Origin of the sequence: Clostridium estertheticum, from assembly GCF_026650985.1 — a bacterium.
GTDB lineage: Bacteria > Bacillota > Clostridia > Clostridiales > Clostridiaceae > Clostridium_AD > Clostridium_AD estertheticum_C.
Map to the genome: position 1 here is coordinate 3,452,561 of NZ_CP086239.1, position 23,179 is coordinate 3,475,739.

Genomic DNA, 23,179 nt, shown 5'->3' on the forward strand with positions numbered 1-23,179 from the left:
TTTCTTTAAAATTTTCAATTATTTTAACGTACTATTAACAGCTTACACTGTAGATTCATTCCAATTTACAATACACTCTAATACTTGTTGACCATTTTCATCATTTTTACTTTCAATTTGGTCTATTAAAATGCTTGCTGCTTGTTGTCCTTCCTTAAAAGCAGGTTGCACAATAGTTGTTATGCTAGGCGTTGCAAAATTAGTCCACTCAGTGTTATCAAATCCCATAAGACCTAACTCAGGCATTAAAAAATAATAATCTTTTAGTGCAATAAACACCATAGGTAAAGCCCAACAGTTAGGAACAAAAATTAATTGTTTTTCTTTTTCATTAATATATTTAACAAGGAAATCTAATATCTTTTTAGGATTCTTTTCATCATTATCTTCAACAATTAATTTTTCATAAGCTAATTCATGATCTAATAAAGCATCAATATATCCAGAAGTTCTTTCCTTGCGAGTACTTAATAAACTTGGATCAGCTGTAATAAGAATAAATTTTTTATATCCTTTATTTATACAAGCAACAGTAGCTTCATAAGTAGCATCATAATTATTTGTTTTTACCCATTTTGTTTTATAATCGTATACATTACTATCAAAGAAAACCATTGGTTTTTTTGCTTTTTTAGAAATTTCCTTAAATTGAATTGTAGGTTGTACAATAAACCCATCAACACCCATAGATAACATTCTACCTATAAGATTTTCTTCCCTAGAATAATCATAATTACTATTTGCTACAATAAGTTGATAACCTTTTTTACTTGCTATATCTTCAATTCCTTTAACAATTTGGTTTGAAAATGTATTAGTAATATCTCCAATCATTATTCCGAGCAGCTTAGAACTTTTTGAATTTAGACTTCTAGCAGCAATACTAGGTTTGTAATTTGTTTTTTTAATTACTTCTTCTATTTTTTGTCTTGTTTTTTCAGACATTTTCTCAGTTTTACCATTTAAATAAAAAGAGACTGTCGTTTTAGAAGTACCTGCTAAATTTGCAATTTCTCTAATTGTAATCTTACCTGAATGCGTCATATCTAACCCCATATTTAAATAATTTGTATTCCTATACTCTTATATTAACATAAAAAAATAATTTAGTAAACTAGTTTACTAAATTATTTTATTTGTTTAAATATCTCCATCTACTAGCTGTTTAAAATTTATGCTTTCTAGTTCTGCATTTAAACTTTTTTGTACTTTTGTCATTGCTCTATGCACAATGCATACACCACTTATATTCAAATTACAAAAACTTGGCTCAATTACACACCTATTAACACATATTGGACCATCTATTGCTTCAATAACGTCTCTTAAGTTTATTTCCTCTGGCAATTTATTTATAGCATATCCTCCCTTTACTCCCCTATAAGACCTTATAATATCTGCTTGTATTAGCTTTCTTAAAAGCTTTAAGAGAAATCTTAGCGGTATCCTCTCTTTTTCTGAAATTACTTTTGATTCTACTTTTTCGCCATAACCTAATTTACATAAATAAATTACTACCCTAAGACCATAATCTGCTTCTTGTGTTATTTTCATAATATATCTCCCTAAGTATACTCATTTGGTATACTTTATACTTTAAGATATTCACTGTATTTTGTCAACAAAAAGGTAATAAATGTTTAATATTACCATAAAAATGGACCTACTCACAAATTTTATCCATGAGCAGGTCCCAAATTTATATTTTCCTGAAATTACTTCATTGACTCGATGATACTTTCAGCAATTGCATCCATTGAATCCACATCGTCTTCTTTCATACTGGAGTTTAATGAGATTTCATTGTCTAAAATAGTTATTTCTTTCATCTCACCCAAAAGTTCACGCATAAGCTTACCAGATTGAGGAGCCCATGAACCATTTTCTATAAGAGTAAAATTACGTTTTTGAACATTTAATGCTTTCATATCCATTATATAAGCAAGCATTGGTGGATATATCTTAAGGTTGTATGTTACAGATGCAAGAACCACATTACTATATTTGAATGTCTCAGAAATCAAATATGAGACATGAGTTTTAGAAACGTCGTACATAACAACATTTGTCATTCCCTTTTCCACGAGCCTTGTTGCTAGGTCACTCGCAGCAGCCTCAGTATTGCCGTACATTGTTCCATAAACAATCATTACACCTTTTTCCTCAGGTTCATACCTGCTCCACTTGTCGTACTTACCTAAAAAGTATCCCAAATCATTGCGCCATACCGGTCCATGTAGTGGACAGATAATCTTGATGTCGATAGTTCCAGCCTTCCTTAAAAGGTCCTCAACATGAGGGCCATACTTGCCTACAATGTTTGTATAATACCTTCTGGCATCGTCAATCCAATCACGGTCAAAGTTAACTTCGTCATTAAACAACTGGCCATCTAAGGAGCCGAAAGAACCAAAAGCATCTGCTGAAAATAATACACCATTTGTAGTATCAAATGTCACCATAGCTTCTGGCCAATGTACCATTGGAGCAGCCACAAATGTAACTACATGTTTTCCAAAAGACATTGTATCGCCCTCTTTAACTTCTATTACGTTTTCGTCGATATGGAAACCGAACTGATGCATGAACAAGAAAGCTTTATGGTTACATACAATCTTTACATTCGGATAACGAAGAATAATCTCTTCAATGCACGCTGCATGATCCGGCTCCATATGGTTAATTACCAAATAATCTAAAGATTTGCCTTTTAAAACTGATTGAATATTTTCAATGAACTGACGGCAAATTGACCAGTCAACTGTATCAAAAAGTACTGTCTTCTTGTCTATTAGTAGATAAGAATTATAGGAAACACCCCTTGGAATAGGATGAATATTTTCAAAAAGGGCAAGACGACGGTCGCTTCCACCAACCCAATAAAGATCCTCAGTTATATTTCTAACACAATACATATATATAATCCTCCTTTACACTAAAAACATATTATTATATTTAATTATTATAAAAATTAAACCTCTATAAACATATCTTTTTCTTCACCGCAAGCAGGGCAAGTCCATTCGTTTGGTATATTTTCAAAGAGAGTACCCGGAGCTACTTCGCCTTCATCATCCCCTACGCCAGGATCGTATTCATAACCGCATCCATTACATACATAATGTTTCCAAGTTGGAATAACTTCCCTCGGAGCTGCTGACTTCATCTTCACCATTGGTGGAGCATCTTTCTTTGCTTCTCCATTATCTAAAGCAGCAGTTAGAAGTGGTAATATTTCCATTATATCTCCAACAATACCATAATCTGAATTTTTAAAAATTTTAGCTTTAGAATCAATATTTATAGCAACAATTGTACTAGCATCCTTTATACCTTTCAAATGCTGACCTGCACCTGAAATACCGCAAGCAATATAAAGATTTCCTTTAAATTTTTGACCAGACATACCCACATAACGATTTAGTGGTAAATATTTAAGGGTTTCAGCTACTGGACGGGAAGATCCTATAGCTGCACCGGCTTGAACTGCCAAGTCTTCTATAAGCTTCATATTTTTCTTTTCACCAATACCTAGACCTACACTGACTACCCTTTCAGCCTTAGTAATAGGAGTGTCCATTGGAATTCCAACTGTAAAATCATATTTATCTGCCTTAAGAGCTTCCACAAGTGCATTTACTTTTTCACCTGCAGTTCCATCGCTAAAAATTATTTTTTTACGATAACCTGTAGCAGGTCCACGCTTAGTAGCTTTACCTGGGTTCTCATTTTTTGGCATCTTACCTATGATGTGAGCAGCGATAACGACACGTTGAATCTCATTAGTTCCTTCATATATTGTACAAATCTTAGCATCCCTGTAAGACCTTTCAACTTCCATACCTTTTAAATAACCGCTTCCACCAAATATTTGAAGTGCATCATTCACAATTTCAAGGCAAACGTCGGAAGCGTATTGTTTCGCCATAGCAGCTTCCATACTGTAGTTCTCATGATTTTCTTTAAGCTCTGCTGCACTGTAAATAAGTAATCTAGCTGCGCGAAGTTTTGTTGCCATATCCGCCAACTTAAAAGATATAATTTGTTGCTGACATATAGGTTTTCCAAATTGAACTCTTTCCTTTGAATACTCAAGTGCATTCTCATAAGCACCTTGTGCAATGCCTAGGGCCTGAGCTGCAACACCAATACGACCACCATCCAAAGTTGCCATAGCAATTTTAAAACCACTACCTTCAGCGCCTAATAGATTTTCTCTCGGAACCTTCACGTCATTAAATATTAGCTCCGCAGTTACAGATGAACGAATACCCATCTTATCGTAATGCTTACCGAAGGTAAAACCTTCTGTATCCTTCTCCACAATAAATGCACTTATACCTCGAATACCTATATCCGGCGTAGTAATTGCAAATACAATATAAATATCAGCCTTACCAGCATTTGTGATGAAGATTTTTTCACCATTCAAAATGTAATTATCACCATCGAGTACTGCAGTGGTTTCAGTACCACCAGCATCACTACCAGCATTTTCCTCGGTAAGACCGAATGCGCCAAGTTTTTCTCCCTTTGCTAGTGGAATCAAGTACTTTTGTTTTTGCTCTTCTGTTCCATACGCAGAAATTGGGTATGTTCCTAGTGATGTATGAGCTGATAAAATTACACCTGTCCCACCATCAACTCTTGATAATTCCTCAACGGCAATTGCGTAGCTTATTATGTCAAGACCTGCTCCACCGTACTCTTTGGGATATGGTATTCCCATCATCCCCATATCCGCTAACTTATTAATAGCCTCATCCGGAAATTTGTTTTCCTGATCTAACATAAATGCAATAGGTTTAACTTCCTCCTGGGCAAACTCTCTAATTTTAATCCTCAAATTTTCATGTTGCTGCTTAGTCTTAAAAAGCATATATAATACCTCCCTTTAATTAATCTGTTTAATAAATATAAATTCGTAAACGTCTTCTTAAAGTGTACCTAAATTGTATACTTTCATTGTATACCTAAGAAATACACATTGCAACCTTAATTCCAACCTTTTTTTCGTCATGCTTCTCCATAAAAACATGTTGATTGTTCTAATGCTATAGGCCTTGCACTTTGTTCAAGCTACCCTATCCTCTAAATTATCAAGTTGAGCTCACCCCATAAGCAAAAATTTACTCAAACCCGAAGTGTTATGACACATAAAACACACGACAAAAGGGCCTAAGCCCCAATATAAACATTATTTGAGTAACCCTTCTTTTTTAAGGTACTCTTTTGAAACTTCTAAGGCTGATTCACCTTTTACATTAACCCTATAATTCATATTACTCATTTCAGCATCTGTAATCTTGCCAGCTAATTTATTCAATGGCTTACTAAGCTCCGGATAATTCTTAAGTGTTTTCTTAAGCATAAGTGGTGCACCTTGATATGGCGGGAAAAATTGTTTATCATCTTTTAATACTTTCATATTATATTGTGAAAGTTCACTATCTGTAGAATAAGCATCCACCAAGTTAATATCACCAGCTTTTATGGCAGTATAACGTAATTTAGGTTCCATAGTCTTTATATTATCAAAATTCACTCCATAAATCTTTTGAATACCTTTATAACCGTCTTCGCGATCAGTAAACTCAAGTGTAAATCCTGCTTTAATTTTATCCTCTACATTTTTTAAATCTGATATATTATTAAGTTTATATTCTTTTGCAAAGCTATCTGGTACTGCAATAGCATAAGTATTGTTGTACTTCATAGGTTCTAGAAGTTCCATACTAAAATTTTTATCCATGCCAATACGTGCTTGCGCGTATACCTGATTTGGAATATGGCTTTTTGCTTTCTCTTTTACAAATGTTTCAAGTGCTGTACCTGTAAATTCTGGATATATATCAATATCTCCTGATTTTAAGGCATTAAAAAGGAAGCTAGTTTTACCCATTCCAGGTTTTAACTTTACAGTAAGGTTAGTTTCATCTTCAATCATTAGCTTATACATATTAATTAATATTTCAGGCTCTGAACCAAGTTTACCTGCAATAGTAATTTCTTTTTTTTGTGCAAAAAAATATGGAGTAATAACAACAGATGCAATAATAATACTTCCTAAAGCTATAGCTATCATTGATCTTTTCAAAGAAACTTTTTCTAGAAAACTGAGTAAAGCATCAAAAATAATTGCTAGAAGTGCCGCTGCAATTGCTCCAACTAGGATCAAGTTATTGTCATTACGATCAATTCCAAGAAGAATCAGCTCTCCAAGTCCACCAGCGCCAATTAAAGCTGCAAGTGTTGCCGTACCAATAACGAGTACCATCGATGTCCTTACTCCCGCCATAATAACAGGCATTGCAAGTGGTAATTGAACCTTAAAAAGTTGCTTACGTCTATTCATACCCATACCTTCAGCTGCCTCAATTAATATAGGATCAATCTCTTTTATTCCGGTATATGTATTTCTAAGTATAGGTAAAATAGCATATATAACTAGGGCAATAACAGCTGGTACCTGTCCAATTCCTACAAGTGGAATAAGTATTCCAAGAATAGCAAGAGAAGGTATTGTCTGAAAAATAGACGCTATCTGTAATAACGGTCCTGCGAGCCGCTTATGTCTTGTTATATATATACCAAGTGGGACTGCAATAATTACAGCGATAAGTATAGCTATAAACGAAATCTGCATATGTTCAAGAAGTGCCGTACCTAATTGCTGCCTACGCTGCATTAGTGTTGAAATTAGTGTATTCATGAGATTTCACCACCTTTTTCAAGTTTTTGCGAGATAAATTTAATTAAGTGCTCATGATTTATAGTTCCAATAATTTCTCCCAAATGATTTACTGGAACGTCTTTCTCATTTTCCAATCGCTTAAGTAAGTTCTCTATAGATTCAGTATCGCTAATGCTTAGATTACCATCGCCTGATTTGTAAGATTCACAAAATCCAGCATCTAACATATCCCTTACTTGATAAGGCTTACTAAATATAGAAGTGTTATAACCATTACCCGACTTAAAAAAGTTCTTAACAAAATCATTTTTGGGGCTTTTCAAAATATTTGTTGGTGTATCACACTGAACAATTTCCCCATCTTTCATTACACAAATTCTATCACCAAGAGCTAATGCTTCTTGCATATCATGAGTTACAAAAACAATAGTTTTTTTAATCTTCTTTTGTAGGTTAACAATATCTTGTTGTAATTTTTTACGACTAATTGGGTCTAGTGCACTAAAAGGTTCATCCATCAAAAGAATAGCTGGATCAGCTGCTAGTGCCCGAATTACTCCTATTCTTTGCTGCTCTCCACCTGAAAGTTCACTTGGCTTTCTATGACGATATTTATCTGGCTTAAGACCAACGCTTTCCAAAAGTGTTGTGATTCTATCCTTAATCTTACGTTTATCCCACTTTTTAAGTTCTGGTACAATAGCTATATTTTCTTCAATTGTCATGTGAGGAAAGAGTCCAATTTGTTGAAGCACATATCCTATGCCCCATCGTAATTCATGGATATTATATTCACTTATCTTCTTTTCATTTATATAAATTGTACCATCACTTAAATTTATCAAACGATTTATCATTTTAAGTGTTGTAGTTTTTCCACATCCACTTGGTCCTATAATTACAAAGAATTCTCCTTTTTTAATTTCAAGACTTAAAGAATTAACTGCAATATTACCACCGGGATAAATCTTTGATACCTTATCAAATTTAATCATTTAGTTTACTCCTATATTCTCTTTTTATAAAGTTGTATAAATCTTCTGTTTCTTCTCCTGTAATTGTTTTGTAATCATTAGTTACCTCTCCAAGTAAATTATAGGCCGCAGCAACATATAATGATGCAAGTGTTGTTCCAAATCCCTTTGGCTGATCGTATGTTACCGCAAACTCTTCTACGGTCATCGGATTATATTTTATAGTTTTTCCACTAATTTCACTTAAAAGGCTTGCTAGTTCTACCATGGAATAATTTCTATTTCCTGTTAATGTGTACTTGTTTCCCTGAAGTTTCTTATCAGTAGCAATTTTTATTACCGCTTTTGCTATATCACTTCTAGAAATAAATGATATTTTCCCTTCCTCTGCTGGATAAATCAACTTTTCTCTCTTAATTAATTCAGGCATATATGGTGGAAGAGGATCAGCATACATCGCATTACGAATATAAGTATATTCAAGGTCACTAGATGCCAGTCTACGATGCGCATACCCAAAAGCAGGACTCATTTTAAATGGATTATTTTCATGATCAGCACAAAAACCTACATAAATGAAATGTTTAACTTTAGCTTTCTCTGCTGCTACAACTGCGTTTTCAAATTCAGTTACCCTTGGTAAATTTGGAACAACAATACTTGGTATATAAATTAGTACGTCAGTATTTTTAAAAGCTTCTATTAACTCAATTTCAGCGTTATAATCTGCCTTTTTCACGCTAACCCCTTGAGACATATATTGACTTGCCCTTTTGGGACTCCGAACAGTTAATATTAATTCTTCTGGTTTTATAACCTTTAATGCTGCTTCAACAATTTTACTTCCTAATTGCCCAGTAGCAGCTGTAATATTGTAAATCATAATATAACCTCCAATTTTTTTTTTATAAAATATCTTGCAAAACCTTAGAAATGTCGTTATTAATTTCAATAGATTTTTGAGCTATCTTACTTGGCACTTCCCAGTAGCTCATGTTAATACGGATAAGTCTTGCATATTCATATTGCTCAGTTATATTTTCAAAAGGATATCTTATAATTACAGGTGTATTATATCCAACGCCAAGTTCTAAGAGCACAAGTTTTTTGCCCTTAGATTCATTAATGTATTTCTGAAAAACATTAGTGTTAATCATGTGTGGTTTCTGAACAAATGTATCATCCTTGCGAAGATTCGGAACAAGCAAACGGCCACAACGAGGACACCTTGGAATATCTTCCTCTCGAATGTGTACATCGTCATCATTCATGTTTGCAAGCATATTATCTACCATTTTCTTGTTATCATATACCTCATCTGTACATGGCTTTGAACATTGAAAAAGAGAATAAGAACCCTGTGGTCCATATATTTTGTCACTTGGAAATCCAGCCTTTTCAAATTGACCATCTACATTAGTGGAACAAATGAAATAGTCCTTATCTTTAACGATTTCAAATAAATCGTTATATGGTTTCAAAGCTGGGGCCTCATAAAATATCTTACTTATATGCCTTGCCCAATATGCCCAATATGAAGTTACATTCTCATCATTTACATCCCAAAACATTGACTGCATATCAATAATAGTTTGATATCCTTTTCCACAATACATATGAAACCACTTTTTAAACAACTCTTTATCTGTATACGAAATGCCCCCTGAAGCCGATAAGCCAGCGCCAGCACCTATTATAATTCTATCAGACTCTTGTATTAATTTTTTAACATCACAAATCTTATCCCAATATGTTTTTATAGATGGTGAAATCTTGTTTTGTATAAACATTATAAATTATCCTTTCTAAATTATTATTGTTAGTACTTAAAAAAACTAATACTGTTTCAATCGCAATTTCAGCTGCCCTTTTCTGAGGAAAATTAAAAACACCCGTGGAAATACAACAGAAAGCAATAGATTTGACATTATTTTGAACAGCAAGCTTCAAACAAGAAAAATAACATTCTTTAAGCTGCTGCTCTTGGCTTTTAGATGGTTTATTTTGAATAATAGGTCCAACAGTGTGTATAACATACTTGCATGGTAAATTGTAGGCCTTTGTAATCATAGCTGATCCTGTAGGTTCCAATCCTTTTTTCTTTTGCATTAGCTCATTACATTCCTCGCGCAATTGTATTCCTGCCGCAGAATGAATAGCATTATCAATGCATTTATGACAAGGCTGAAAGCAACCAAGCATATGTGAATTTGCAGCATTAACTATAACATCAACTTCAAGAGTTGTTATGTCTCCTTGCCATATAGAGATTTTATTGTTTGTTGGAACAGTCATAATATCCATAAGGTTAACTATACCTTTTTCACTTGCTTCTGAAGATAAGAATTCATCCTGTATCTTTAGAAATTTCTCACTTATAGGATTTGGTGGTCTAACATTCATAAGAGCACGAAGAAGTTTTCTTTTCTCATTATATACAGTTGGAATTTCAAGTCCATAATATTCATTTTCTTCGTTTTTAAGTTCTTTTATTAAGAAATTCAATCTTTCTATTTTTGTCATATTTTTTCTAACCTAATTGCTTCTACGGGACAACCTTTAAAACAAAGACCACAGTATAAGCAGTTTTGTTGCCTTATAGAATACGGCTTGCCCTTATCTATGCACTGTTGAGGACAGACCTTTAAACAATTGCCACATCCTGAACATTTTTCTGAAATAACATAAGCAGTTTTAGCTAGTTTTATATTTCCTAAAGTAAAGGCATCACGGAAAATTGGCTTTGAAGAAAGATCAAAATACTCACCTTGTCCTTCATAAACCTGAAATACTTCTAGAGCAGCCCTTGCATCCGTAGGATAAATTTCTTTCATGTACGAATTTTCGGTAAAAACCTTATCTAACAAGTTCTGTCCAACATTTCTTACTTTTCCTCTAATGGATATGGATTTTTTAGTTAGAGAATTACCATTTCCTCCTGTCATGCCAGAGATTGCAACAAATTTCTGGATTTGAAGTTGGCGATAAAATTCTTTTCCTTTTGCAGTAATAAAGTATAAGCTATTATCATCTACTAACATAATATCTATAATGCGAACCTGAGGAAGTCCATTTTCATCTAGAGTTGCAAAAACAGATGAATGTATTTCTTTTTGTAGCATCTCCAGGTAATCTTTTGTAACCATTTTATCTCCTCCTTTAAGGATTTACTTTGATATCAAAGTAAATCCTTAAAAAATTTATAATAACTTAAAAGTTATTATAAATTTTCTCTAATATCTTTTCAAAAACTTCCTTTTGTTCTTCACCTATACCTTTATATTCAATATCATAAAGGTTCTGTGAAATCTTTTTAAAACCAGGCTCTAACTCCTTTCCTTTATCAGTTAAAAATATGATTGTTGATCTGCTATCATTAACATCTTTCTTTGATAAAATATATCCTAATTTAATTAGCTTGTTTACTAGTGCTGTCACAGTGGATCTATCCCTATGAATACTATTTGCAATATCAGTCATAGTACATTCACCATGCTTAAATAAAGTTGCTAAAATATCTCCATGAGATGGTGCTATATCCTTAAATCCTATTTGCTCTAATTCCTTTAGAATAAATATATTTGCTTTTTCTCGTATCCTACCTATTAGGTAAACTGTGTCATCTACTTTATTTGTTTTCATATTTTATATTATACTTTGATATCAAAGTATTGTCAACGGGAACGTTCCATTTTTTTACTGCCGTTATTTCGTTTTCAGTTTGCAATATACACAATAAATGTTAAATATTCCAGTGTTTTATATTAACGTTTACTATTCCTCCTTCTGCATAAAAGAAAATGTTTTTACTCTCTTCCTTAGGATAAATTCTAGAAGAAAAAGTTTCTTCACCTTTATTTATGAATATTTCAACAGATGACCTATCCATGAACAAGCGGATGCTTAATTTTTTACACTTCTCTATTTTGCACTTTCTCACACCCATTTTACTTAATCCACTTTTACATCTGTCCAATATTATTCTTTCCTCTTCTGTATTATAATATAACAATGTTTTCTCATTTTCCTTGTCATCACATCTAAGTTTAATCCCAAACTCCAACACATTTTCCCATGAAAAATCACAAATCAGCTCAAAACAGTCTCCATAAATATTATCCAATTTAATCTGTTCATTATTTATTAATACATTATCATACCTAGTTTCATTAGTTCTAAGTAATTTTATTTCTTCTACTGGATTTTGATATATTTTATTATTTTCAAGATGAAGTTGTCTAACAATTGTTAGACAGTGAAGCCAATTATTCTTTACCGTAGGGCTATCTTCTTCCTCTGGAATACCCATCCAACCAACCAAGAGTAACCGTCCTTTTTCATCTCGCGAAACTTGAGGAGCATAAAATTCAAAACCTCTATCTAACTCAATAAAATCACCATAGGCTAATTTTCCCGTTTTATAATCTAATTTACCTAACAAATATCCACATTGGTATCTATTATTATATAAATCACCCTTAGGCTCTACCCCCTGAGGACAAAAAAGTAATATATCTTTTCCATCTAAGTTAAATAAATTTGGACATTCCCACATATAACCTAAATAATTCAATCCATTTGTATTTGCACCAGCAACTTCTCCAATTTTATTCCAAGCTAGTAAGTCCTGTGAACTATATAAAAGTACTACTCCTTCTTCTTTTTCTGTTTGGGTTCCAATTGCCATATACCATAGCCCATCATATTTCCAAACTTTAGGATCTCTGAAATGCGTTGTATAACCAGTAGGCACATTACTTATAACAGGATTGTTTTTATATTTAACAAAGTGTTCGCAATCAATGCTTTGTGCAATACACTGATAGGTTTCTCTTTTCCCTAGTTCATTTTTTACATTTCCTGTATAAATCAAAGTTAATTTACCATTATTATTTACAGCCGAGCCAGAATAACATCCATGAGTTTCATACCACTCACTTGGACAAAGTGCAGGTGATAACATACTCCAATGAATTAAATCTGAACTTTTCACATGAGCCCAATAAACCATTTTATCTTTAGGATACAAAGGATTAAACTGATAAAATAGATGATATTCACCATTAAACTGAATAAATCCATTAGGATCATTCAAAAAACCTACACTTGGCATTAAATGATATTTTAATCTATAGTAATCATTATTTCCATTCATAATATCACAACCATTTCAAATTTTATTTTTTTATTCTAAAACTTGAAAGAGAGAATGATTTCCTCTCTTTTTTAGTTAATTCCAACTCGCATTAATTCTTCCCCTTGTTTAATCTTACCAGATTTTAACTGATTAACAAACTTCATAGAATCAGAATTTGTAATTACAAGTAATACAATAGGTGATTTAGCTTTTTCTTTCACTAAATCCAAATCAAATTCCATTAGTTTTTGTCCCTTCTTAATCACATCTCCAGAATTAATAAATGACTTAAAACCCTCCCCATTCATTTTGACTGTATCAATTCCTATATGAATTAGTATTTCCATTCCATCACTAGTTTTAATTGCTATTGCATGCTTTGTTTCAAACAAACATACTACAGTTCCGTCTACTGGTGAAACTACTATTCCATCTTCTGGATCTACTCCTATTCCTTTTCCCAATAATTCATCAGAAAAAGTTTTGTCAGGAACATCTTTAAGTAATATAACATTTCCATTTACAGGCGATACTAAATTTGAAACAGTATTTGCTTTTTCTTCATTACAAAGTAAAACATCTTCATTATTTTTATCATTATTATCTTTATCTTCTTCTTCTTCTTTTTCTTTTATTCCAAGGACAGAAGTAACTACAAAAGCTGTTGCAAAAGCTATAACCATACCTATTATATAATTCAAAATAGATGATGGCGGTACAATCGTTGTACCTGGTATTCCACTTACACCCATGCCAGTCATTACTACTTTAGTAAATACTACATAACCACCACCTATAGCACCACCTATAGCTGCCGCAATAAATGGCCTCCTGTATCTCAAATTTACTCCGAAAATTGCTGGTTCAGTTATGCCTAGCACCGCTGACAATGATGCTGGGCCAGCTATTGACTTCATTTTGGCATTTTTCGTAATAAAATATACTGCAAAAGCAGCTCCACCTTGTGCAACATTCGCCATTGACCAAATTGGTAATAGAAAATCCCTATGAATACTCGGGTTAGCAAGTAACCCTGCCTCAACAGCTTGGAAACTTTGATGTATCCCGGTAATAACTATAAATGAATAAAATCCTCCAAATAATATACCTGCAAAAACACCTGCTGTATTGTATATCGTTACTAAACCAAATGATAGTCCATCTCCTAGAAATCTCCCTACTGGTCCTATTATAAAAAATGTGAAAAACCCTGTAATCAATATTGTTAAGAATGGTGTTAGTAAAATATCTAATATATCTGGAACTATTTTTCTTAAGCTTCTTTCTATATATCCCATAACCCAAACAGCAATTAATATTGGAAGCACTTGTCCTTGATAACCAACCATACTTACATGAAGTCCATAAAAATCCATTGAATTTTTAATTCCAGTTCCTAATGTCCAAGCATTCTGAAGATCAGGATGTATCATTATGCCTGCTAATGTTGCCGCTAGAAAAGGATTAGTTCCAAATTGTTTAGCCGCACTAAATGCAATTAAAACAGGCAAAAACACAAAAGCGGCACTTGAAAACATATTTAATAATATATACATTCCACTTTTAGAATCAATCAAATGGAAATTTTGAAGCATTCCTAAAATCCCCATTAAAAGCCCACTAGCAACTATTGCTGGTATTATTGGAAGAAAAATACTTGATAACATTCTTGCAAATCTCTCAAAAGGATTCATATTTTTCATTGCAGCTTTTTTATTATCGCTTAAACTCGACTCTCCTATTTTAGTTCCTTCAATAAAAGCATTATATACTTTATTTACTGTTCCTTGTCCAATAATAATTTGTAATTGACCCCCACTATTAAATACACCTTTAACAGCTTCCATTTTCTCAATTTTTTTGATATTTGCATTTTTGTCATCATTTAGAACCAATCTTAATCTTGTAGCACAATGTGCAGCACTTGCTACATTGTTTTCTCCACCTAAATACATTAAAATTTCTTTAGCTATTTTGTTGTAATCCATTTTTACCCTCCTAATATTTTTATCTGCACAAAAGTAATTATTGTATTATTTTGTGTCCATTAAGTAGCTGTGGCTAATTTAAATAAAAAAAACCTAAATTGAATTAATACAACTAGTGTATAATCTTCAACTTAGGTTTTGCCTGCATAACCAGTAACAATCCTGATATTAACTTTTTAGTATTAGTACATTTCTTTGTATATGTTAATAAATGTATAAGTTTATAATTTTTCAGAAGATATCTTATACCTTATACTAGAAATAACTCGCTGAATATGAAGACTCAAATAAACTATTTCTCCATCATTTATTGTGTAACAATAGTTTTTCTCAATAAATATTTTTATCTTTAATGCACAAGTATATGGTTTATAATAATTTATTTCTACCATCTTCAAAAATTCGTTACTATCTTCTGGCAACCTATTATTCGAAATTACCCTTTGTGAAAAATACTTCAAGTGCGTAACAAGCCTATCATAAGAAATATCGTTTTCATCAAATTCTATGTTGAAAAAATATTTTATTATGTTTAATATTTCTTGAACGATTGAAATAATGTTTATTGTATTATCCATACTTTGGTTAAGAGCAGCATCTACTAAATGCAGAGCAATATAACCTGCTTCATCTAAATCCATTTTAATGCCTATTTCATCTTCAATACAATCCAGTGCCCATAAACCAACTTCGTATTCTTTTTTATGTATCCTTTGTATTTCCCAAAGTAGCTGATTTTTTAAACTAATACCTTCTTTGTATCTTTTAATAGCAAAATCAATATGATCTGTTAATGCAATATAAATATGATCATCAAATTGTGTATTTAATTTTTCTTTCCCATAACTTATAATTGTCTCTGATAATTTTATATGCTCCATCGGGATTTCATTAATCAATTTTAAAAATTTCTCATTCTCAATTTTATTTTCCAAAATAAAGACTTTTTCAATTTTCAAAACATCAACCATATCTCCATTTTTCTTTTGGAAAGCAATTCCTCTACCCATAATTACCTTTTCACGCTTAGATTTTTCATCTATAGCCGTAACTACATTATTATTTAATATCCTTTTTATAATAATAGTATTCACCCCAATGCCACTATAATTATTAGATTTGCATTCAAATATAAAGCTGAAATTTTACACTAATCTACAATTAAATTTACAGTATTTTTTTATGATCACAAGGCAACTATCTTTAATTGCAATAAAAAAAACCTAAAATAAGACAAAGTTTGCACTCATCTCAAATTAGGTTTTGCCTGCTAATCAGTAACAATCCTATTATTTAATCTATATTTATGATAACATTTTCATTATTGTATGTCAATACATTTTTATATGCTATAATAAAAAAATAAACACTTTAATATTCCTCTATTAACCATTACTTGATAAAATTATACTTTATCAATTTCTATTGTAGGAAATTTTAAATCTTTATATTTACCAAACTTTTCTTTAACAGTTGCTAAGTTCTCATCTGTATAAAACCCGCCTTGTGTATGAGCAATTTCTTTTAAATGATGTTCCTGACCTTCAATAGTAGTACGGTCACGACATAATCCATCTTTAGCAATAACAAATTTCCATTTGCCAGTTTCTGTTTTTTCTAAGTCTCCACCAGCACCACAAACTTGACATTCAATAGGGAAATGTAATCCGTCCCATTGAACTTCCCCTAAAATCAATGCATTAGAGTGACAATTTGGGCACCAGCCCATGTTTTCATCACCTAACCATTGTCTTTTTTCTACTGTGGTATTTAATGATTTCATAACATTGTTACCAATTTCTTCGGCACGTTTAATCATATCATCATGTAATAAACATTGTTTTGGAGCTGGCACACGAGTAGCCAAATACATATCAATAATTAGAAAATCATTTGTAAAGCAAGTTGCCTGCATAGCTTCTAACGCCATAGATTGCCATGAACGAGTAGATCCTCCCACAGCAATTAAAGCGCCAACTCTATCTTTATGTTCAATTGCACCTATTGATTCTAAAAATGAAGATGCATAACTTAAGCTTCTATGCATAAATTTTAAAAATGTTGCAGTTGGCATTAAATCATATGTAGGCGCTGAGAAAATAACAGCATCTTGATTTAACATAACTTCCATAATTGCCTTTTTATCATCTTTTTTATCTAAGCTGCACCCAACATTTTTACCAGTAGTCATACCATGTGTACATGCTGTACATCCTGTACAATCCATAATGTTATAATCCCTTAGATTAATCATTGTGATTTCTGCCCCTTGTTTTTCACAAGCTAAAAGTGCTTCTTTTAATAAAATTTCAGAATTCGAATCTTTTCTACCAGCTGTAACGCCCATTACTTTAAAAGTCATAATAAAATCTCCTCTTTATAAATCATATATATTACTATATTATTGTTAATACGTGTTTTTTTTGTTACACTAACGAGTGAACATTTATAATATTAACATAAATTAATACACCATTCATCAGAAATAATTATGAAACTGCCATACTTTAATAGTATGATTTTAGAAATTTTTCTAATCTACAAGAGGAGGTAATTTTTTGGCTAAACTTAAAGCATTATTAAATTTTCTTGAAAATAAACCAAACATTAAAATTTGGGGAACACATAATCCGGATACTATTATTGATGAAGTATTCTTTTTGCAAGATAATATGGAATTTTCTCCAAATGCTTTGTATTTGACAACAAAAAACCATAAATCTTTATTAATTAATAAAGACAATATTTTATTTATCGTAAATAAAGCAAGTGAAGACATTCATATTTTACAGATTGAGACTAAAAATAGTATAGAAGAAATTTATAGATTAATTTGTGAATTTATGTTTACAGAATATAAACTATTTGCTAAAAAGTTGAATATCTATAATAGCTTATCTGCTTGTAATGATATTAATAAAACTTTAAATATATGTGAAAGCTATTTAAATAACCCTATTTTTATTTTAGATACTAGTTATCGTATTCTTGGTCGTTCCACTTTCGCTAATTCTATTACATCTAGTATAGAAACTTACAATGATCAAACTTATCTGTTAATTGATACTGTTAATCTTATGAAAAAAAATAAATGTATAGATAATATTTATAGTTCAAGTACATCTTTTTTTCACGCTTCTGATAAAAGTCTTATCTTTTGTGGTATTCGTATTAATAATATTACTGTAGCGTACATATGTATTTTACAAGAAAATCGAGAATTTCTTGAAGAAGATTTAGAACTAACCAACACTTTGGCACAAACTCTTTCTATACAAATGCAAAAAGATAACTTGTTTATAAATAGTTCAGGACTCGAAGAAGAATATTATTTAATGGATTTATTAAAAAATTCAATTAATAATCTAAACTATATAGAAGAACGACTAAAAAATATAGATTTTAAATTAAATAAAAATATATTACTGATTGTTATACCTTTTCGCCAAACATATCAAGATTACCGTCATAATTTTGGATTAAAGCAGTTAATTGTTACTACTAAAAATATATTTGGGAATTGTATTTCTGCTTATTATGAAGATAGTATCATTCTCATGGTAAGTAAAGAAGATGATGAGGTATTTTCTGAAAACACAAAAACAAGGTTTATAGATTTTTTAAAGCTCAATAATTTAAAAGCGGGGGTTAGTTTGACATTTCAAAACATACTTAAAACAAAGGAGTTTTATAAACAAGCTACTTATGCTTTAAAATTAACAGAGAACTTAAAAATTGATGGTTTCTTATTTTATTTCAAAGACTATATAGAATATTATCTATTTCATATATTGCAAAGCAATGATAATAATATTGAAAAGATTGAACTACACACATTGATTCATCCATTGATTAACAAGCTTATAGGGATCGATAAAAACAATAATTCAGTATTATTACAAACATTAATAGTTTATTTAGAAAGTAATAGGAATGCAAAATTGACCTCAAAAAAACTAAATATACATTGTAGTACATTTTTTTACCGTTACCATAAGATAGAAGAATTATTGAAAATTTCACTAAGCAACAGTGATATTTTGTTTAAATTCGAATTATCATTAAAAATTCTAAGATACCAAAAATAAGAACTGTATTGAATATTTCAATACGGTTCTTATTTTTGGCATGAATAAAACCACCGATTATTATTAAATCGGTGGTCTAATAGTAAATATTTTACTCAAGTTCAAATGCGCCAGTATAGAGCTGATAATACTTTCCTCTCTCTGATATTAACTTTTCGTGATTACCAAGTTCAATGATTCGACCTTCCTCAAGTACCATAATTTCATCAGCATTTTTCACTGTAGAAAGCCTATGAGCAATTACAAATACTGTACGACCTTGCATAAGTGAATCCATACCTCTTTGTACAATCGCCTCTGTACGAGTATCAATGCTAGAAGTAGCTTCATCAAGAATCATAACTGGAGGGTTAGCAACAGCAGCTCTTGCAATGGACAATAATTGTCTTTGACCTTGTGATAAGCCAGATCCATCTCCTGATAAAATAGTATCATAACCCTTTGGCATCATGGAAATAAATCCATCGGCATTTGCAAGTCTTGCAGCTGCATAAATTTCTTCATCCGTAGCATCAAGCTTGCCGTATTTGATGTTTTCCATAATAGTTCCAGTAAATAAATTTGTATCTTGAAGCACAACTCCAAGGGAACGACGCAAATCACTTTTTCTAATTTTATTAATATTTATATCATCATATCGAATTTTACCATCTTGGATATCATAGAAACGATTAATCAAATTAGTTATGGTGGTTTTTCCAGCACCAGTTGCACCAACAAATGCTAACTTTTCACCAGAATGTGCATCAAGGCTTACATTATGCAATACAGTTTTTTCTTCATTATAACCGAAATCCACATCAAAAAATTGTACATCTCCTGTTAATTTAGTATAGGTAACAGTACCATCTTCATGAGGGTGCTTCCAAGCCCATATTCCTGTACGCTTTTCAGTTTCACATAAAACATCGCCCTCATATTTAGCATTTACTAGTGTTACATAACCTTCATCCTCTTCGGATTCTTCATCCATCAATTCAAAAATACGTTGTGCACCCGCCAGTGCCATAATAACAGCGTTGAGTTGTTGAGAAATTTGACCAATAGGCATGCTGAAGGTTTTACTAAGCTGTAAGAATGATGCAATAGCCCCTAGGGTTAATCCACCAATTCCACTTAGTGCTAAAACTCCTCCAACAATAGCAACCAAGACATAAAGAAGATTACCTAAATTAGACATAATAGGCATAAGTATATTTGCATAATTATTTGCTTTTGTAGCATTATCACAAAGTTCTTCGTTTAGAAGGTCGAACTGATCTTTTGAATCTTCCTCATGGCAGAACACCTTAACCACATTTTGTCCATTAATCATTTCCTCGATAAATCCATTTGTTTTACCTATAGACCTTTGCTGTTTAATAAAAAATTCAGAACTCCTCCCAGTAATTTTTCCAGTAATAAATAACATAACTACCACCATTATAATTACAAGCACAGTTAAATGCCAGCTGACATAAAGCATGGCCAAAAATACACTTACAATAGTAATTGCAGAGGAAAACATCTGTGGAATACTTTGAGACAGCATCTGCCTTAAGGTATCTATATCATTAGTATAGCGACTCATAATGTCGCCATGTGAATGAGTATCAAAATATTTTATAGACAGAGTTTGCATATGAGAATACATTTCATCTCTAATTTTCTTTTGTACCCCTTGGCCTATGGTTACCATTAATCTGTTATAGAGAAATGTCGCCACAACGCCAATACAATAAATACCAGCCATCACAAGTATAGCTTTTAGAAGTCCAGAGAATACAGGATTTGAAACTTTAAGTAGCGGAGTAATGTAATCATCAATCACTATTTGAAGAAAAAGCGACCCCCCCACCCCTGCAAGAGCACTAAATAGTATACACACGACAACAATTATAAATTGTATTTTATAAGTACTTGTAACATATGAAAATAATCTTTTCATGGTTTTTCCATTTGATTTAGGTTTGGACTTATTATTATTCTTCATTTGTCTCTACCCCTTTCATCTGTGAAGTATAGACTTCTTGATAGATTTTATTGGTTTTTAAAAGTTCACCATGAGTTCCTATGGCATCTATTCTACCAGCATCCATTATAATTATCTTATCTGCATCCTCCACCGAGGAGATACGCTGAGCTATAATAATCTTTGTGGTACTAGGGATTTCCTCTTTGAATGCACGGCGGATTAGAGAATCTGTTTTCGTGTCTATGGCACTAGTAGAGTCATCTAAAATTAATATTTTAGGTTTCTTTAAGAGTGCACGTGCAATACAAATCCTTTGCTTTTGCCCTCCAGAAACATTGGAACCTCCCTGTTCAATGTAGGTGTCATATTTCTGTGGAAATTTCGCAATAAAATCATCCGCTTGTGCTAACTTGCACACTCTTATGAGTTCATCATCCGAAGCCTCTTTATTTCCCCACCTAAGGTTCTCTTTGATTGTTCCTGAGAAAAGTACATTCTTTTGTAGAACCATGGCAACTTCATCACGTAAAGCTTGTATATCATATTTACGCACATCTACCCCACCGACTAAAATATTTCCACTTGATACGTCATAAAGTCTAGGAATTAGTTGAACAAAGGTAGTTTTTGCACTTCCAGTTCCACCAATGATACCAATGGTTTCACCTGCCTTGATAGAAATATCAATTTTTTTAAGGCAAAGTTTATTTTTGTCATCATTGTAGCTAAAATCTACATTTTCAAACTTCACACAGCCATTAGGCACTTCATAAATCGGCTTCTCTGGATTATGCAAATCACTTTTTTCATCTAAAACCTCTACAATTCTTTCTGCTGAAGCACGAGAAATTGTAATCATGACAAAAACCATTGAAAGCATCATCAAACTCATTAAAATTTGTGCTGCGTAAGCCAGTAAACTCATTAATTGACCTATGGTCATAGTTGAACCTACAATCATCTTTGCACCAAACCAAGAGATTAGGAGAATACATGTATACATGGTAAACTGCATGAGTGGACTGTTAAAAGCTAATAATTTTTCTGCTTTTGAAAAATCATTATAGATTTTTGTGGATACCTCTCCAAATTTGCTTTTTTCATGTTCTTCACGAACATAAGATTTTACAACTCTAATACCACTTATGTTTTCTTGTACAACATTGTTTAGATGGTCGTAAGTACGGAATACTTTCTCAAAAATAGGATGGGCGTTGATAATAATTAAGTAAAGCCCAAATCCTAAAAATGGGATAGCTACAAGAAATACTAAAGCTAATTTTGCATTAAGGTTAAATGCCATAATCAAAGAAAAAATAAGCATTAACGGACTTCGTACTAAAATACGAATAATCATCTGGTAAGAATTTTGAACATTGGTCACATCTGTAGTTAACCTAGTTACTAGGCTTGCAGTTGAAAATTTTTCAATATCCGAGAATGAAAAACTCTGTATATTGTAATACATTTCTCGACGTACATTTTTCGCATATCCCGCAGATGCTTTGGCTGCATATCTTCCTGATTGCATACCGAAAAAAAGTGAAAATATAGTACACAGCACTAGGACAATACCCATTTTACTGATGTAACCTAAATTTCCTTTTGAGATTCCGTTATCAATAATTTGTGCCATTAGGAATGGTATTATAACCTCCATAATAACCTCAAATGTTACAAAAACGGGCGCAAGGATGGTGTCTTTTTTATACTCACCTACGCATTTTGCAAGTCGTTTAATCATAATTTGGTAACCTCCATACATTAATATTTCTCATTAGCCATACAGTTAGGTAACTAACGACACAGCAAAAAATAACCGTCTGTCTATGCCTAACAAGATAGTTAACTATTCTATATTTTTTGAAATTTTGTTCACAAGCCGAAGGAAAGTTTCAATTTCTTCATTTGTTAAGCCCTTCGCAATTTTTTGTTCTACTTGAATAATTTGGGATTCTATCTTTAGATGAATGCCAAAAGCTTTTTCAGTAAGAATAAGTTTTTTTAATCGTGCATCGCAAGACACTGATTCCCTAGTTATCAATTCATTTTTTTCCATAAGTTGTAAAATTACAGTAGCTGTGGACCTCCTAATGTTAAACGCAATTTCAACATCTTTTTGGAAAACATCTCTTTTCTCTACGTTATCACAAAGATAACCAATGATCCAGCACTGCATTCCTGTTATGCCATCAATCTCACATTTTGAAACGCCAATATCAATTTGTCGTTTCACTTGATTAGAAAGTGTTTTTACTACAAATCCTATAGCCTTTGAACGATCCATAAAGCATCTCCCCATTATGTTAGCATACTAACAATTTTAATACTTGATGCTATAATT

Annotated in this window: 19 protein-coding genes; 1 reads left to right on the top strand and 18 read right to left on the bottom strand. The window is 32.0% G+C overall.

The window, feature by feature from the left end:
- Nucleotides 1–42: 42 nt before the first annotated feature.
- The 15 genes from LL038_RS16565 to LL038_RS16635 all read right to left on the bottom strand — a co-directional run bounded on the left by LL038_RS16565 (nucleotide 43) and on the right by LL038_RS16635 (nucleotide 17,155).
- Nucleotides 43–1,044 (bottom strand): LacI family DNA-binding transcriptional regulator, encoded by a 1,002-nt coding sequence (locus LL038_RS16565; RefSeq protein ID WP_216127617.1) that lies wholly within the window; start codon nucleotides 1,042–1,044, stop codon nucleotides 43–45.
- A 96-nt stretch (nucleotides 1,045–1,140) separates the two neighbouring features.
- The gene (locus tag LL038_RS16570; RefSeq protein ID WP_216127619.1) at nucleotides 1,141–1,554 is read right to left on the bottom strand and encodes an RrF2 family transcriptional regulator; all 414 of its coding nucleotides are present in this window, start codon (nucleotides 1,552–1,554) and stop codon (nucleotides 1,141–1,143) included.
- 161 nt (nucleotides 1,555–1,715) lie between these two features.
- Nucleotides 1,716–2,915: an FprA family A-type flavoprotein gene (locus LL038_RS16575; RefSeq protein ID WP_216127621.1), complete on the bottom strand. Its 1,200-nt coding sequence runs from the start codon at nucleotides 2,913–2,915 to the stop codon at nucleotides 1,716–1,718.
- Nucleotides 2,916–2,971: 56 nt separating this feature from the next.
- Complete coding sequence (locus LL038_RS16580) at nucleotides 2,972–4,879, bottom strand: acyl-CoA dehydrogenase family protein (protein ID WP_216127624.1); 1,908 nt, start codon at nucleotides 4,877–4,879, stop codon at nucleotides 2,972–2,974.
- Nucleotides 4,880–5,197: 318 nt separating this feature from the next.
- Nucleotides 5,198–6,712: an ABC transporter permease/substrate-binding protein gene (locus LL038_RS16585; protein ID WP_268055892.1), complete on the bottom strand. Its 1,515-nt coding sequence runs from the start codon at nucleotides 6,710–6,712 to the stop codon at nucleotides 5,198–5,200.
- Nucleotides 6,709–7,689 (bottom strand): ABC transporter ATP-binding protein, encoded by a 981-nt coding sequence (locus LL038_RS16590; RefSeq protein ID WP_268055894.1) that lies wholly within the window; start codon nucleotides 7,687–7,689, stop codon nucleotides 6,709–6,711. Before LL038_RS16590 ends, LL038_RS16585 begins: the two co-directional genes overlap by 4 nt.
- Nucleotides 7,682–8,551, bottom strand: coding sequence for an SDR family oxidoreductase (locus tag LL038_RS16595; protein WP_216127036.1), 870 nt, complete (start codon nucleotides 8,549–8,551; stop codon nucleotides 7,682–7,684). The genes LL038_RS16590 and LL038_RS16595 overlap by 8 nt, the downstream gene beginning before the upstream one ends.
- A 22-nt stretch (nucleotides 8,552–8,573) precedes the next feature.
- Complete coding sequence (locus tag LL038_RS16600; protein WP_216127039.1) at nucleotides 8,574–9,458, bottom strand: SIR2 family NAD-dependent protein deacylase; 885 nt, start codon at nucleotides 9,456–9,458, stop codon at nucleotides 8,574–8,576.
- Nucleotides 9,409–10,191: a protein-ADP-ribose hydrolase gene (locus tag LL038_RS16605; protein ID WP_216127042.1), complete on the bottom strand. Its 783-nt coding sequence runs from the start codon at nucleotides 10,189–10,191 to the stop codon at nucleotides 9,409–9,411. The genes LL038_RS16600 and LL038_RS16605 overlap by 50 nt, the downstream gene beginning before the upstream one ends.
- The gene (locus tag LL038_RS16610; RefSeq protein WP_216127044.1) at nucleotides 10,188–10,814 is read right to left on the bottom strand and encodes a 4Fe-4S binding protein; all 627 of its coding nucleotides are present in this window, start codon (nucleotides 10,812–10,814) and stop codon (nucleotides 10,188–10,190) included. Before LL038_RS16610 ends, LL038_RS16605 begins: the two co-directional genes overlap by 4 nt.
- 64 nt (nucleotides 10,815–10,878) lie before the next feature.
- On the bottom strand, nucleotides 10,879–11,310 hold the full coding sequence (locus LL038_RS16615) for a MarR family winged helix-turn-helix transcriptional regulator (protein WP_216127046.1): 432 nt from the start codon (nucleotides 11,308–11,310) through the stop codon (nucleotides 10,879–10,881).
- 100 nt (nucleotides 11,311–11,410) lie between these two features.
- Nucleotides 11,411–12,823, bottom strand: a complete 1,413-nt coding sequence (locus LL038_RS16620) for a glycoside hydrolase family 32 protein (RefSeq protein WP_216127047.1) — start codon at nucleotides 12,821–12,823, stop codon at nucleotides 11,411–11,413.
- A 71-nt stretch (nucleotides 12,824–12,894) separates the two neighbouring features.
- Complete coding sequence (locus LL038_RS16625; protein WP_216127049.1) at nucleotides 12,895–14,793, bottom strand: sucrose-specific PTS transporter subunit IIBC; 1,899 nt, start codon at nucleotides 14,791–14,793, stop codon at nucleotides 12,895–12,897.
- A 221-nt stretch (nucleotides 14,794–15,014) separates the two neighbouring features.
- Nucleotides 15,015–15,887 (bottom strand): BglG family transcription antiterminator LicT, encoded by an 873-nt coding sequence (gene licT / locus LL038_RS16630; protein ID WP_268055895.1) that lies wholly within the window; start codon nucleotides 15,885–15,887, stop codon nucleotides 15,015–15,017.
- Between the two features lie 311 nt (nucleotides 15,888–16,198).
- Nucleotides 16,199–17,155: a flavodoxin family protein gene (locus tag LL038_RS16635; RefSeq protein WP_216127053.1), complete on the bottom strand. Its 957-nt coding sequence runs from the start codon at nucleotides 17,153–17,155 to the stop codon at nucleotides 16,199–16,201.
- Between the two features lie 196 nt (nucleotides 17,156–17,351).
- Here LL038_RS16635 and LL038_RS16640 point away from each other — a divergent pair, with 196 nt between their 5' ends.
- Nucleotides 17,352–18,881: a PucR family transcriptional regulator gene (locus tag LL038_RS16640; protein WP_253200360.1), complete on the top strand. Its 1,530-nt coding sequence runs from the start codon at nucleotides 17,352–17,354 to the stop codon at nucleotides 18,879–18,881.
- A 91-nt stretch (nucleotides 18,882–18,972) separates the two neighbouring features.
- Here LL038_RS16640 and LL038_RS16645 read toward each other — a convergent pair whose 3' ends face one another.
- From LL038_RS16645 to LL038_RS16655, 3 genes are all read right to left on the bottom strand, one after another.
- Nucleotides 18,973–20,853, bottom strand: a complete 1,881-nt coding sequence (locus LL038_RS16645; RefSeq protein ID WP_216127055.1) for an ABC transporter ATP-binding protein — start codon at nucleotides 20,851–20,853, stop codon at nucleotides 18,973–18,975.
- A complete protein-coding gene (locus LL038_RS16650) occupies nucleotides 20,843–22,579 on the bottom strand; it encodes an ABC transporter ATP-binding protein (protein WP_216127057.1) in 1,737 nt (578 codons plus the stop codon). The genes LL038_RS16645 and LL038_RS16650 overlap by 11 nt, the downstream gene beginning before the upstream one ends.
- Before the next feature lie 105 nt (nucleotides 22,580–22,684).
- Nucleotides 22,685–23,122: a MarR family winged helix-turn-helix transcriptional regulator gene (locus LL038_RS16655; RefSeq protein ID WP_216127059.1), complete on the bottom strand. Its 438-nt coding sequence runs from the start codon at nucleotides 23,120–23,122 to the stop codon at nucleotides 22,685–22,687.
- Nucleotides 23,123–23,179: the final 57 nt, after the last annotated feature.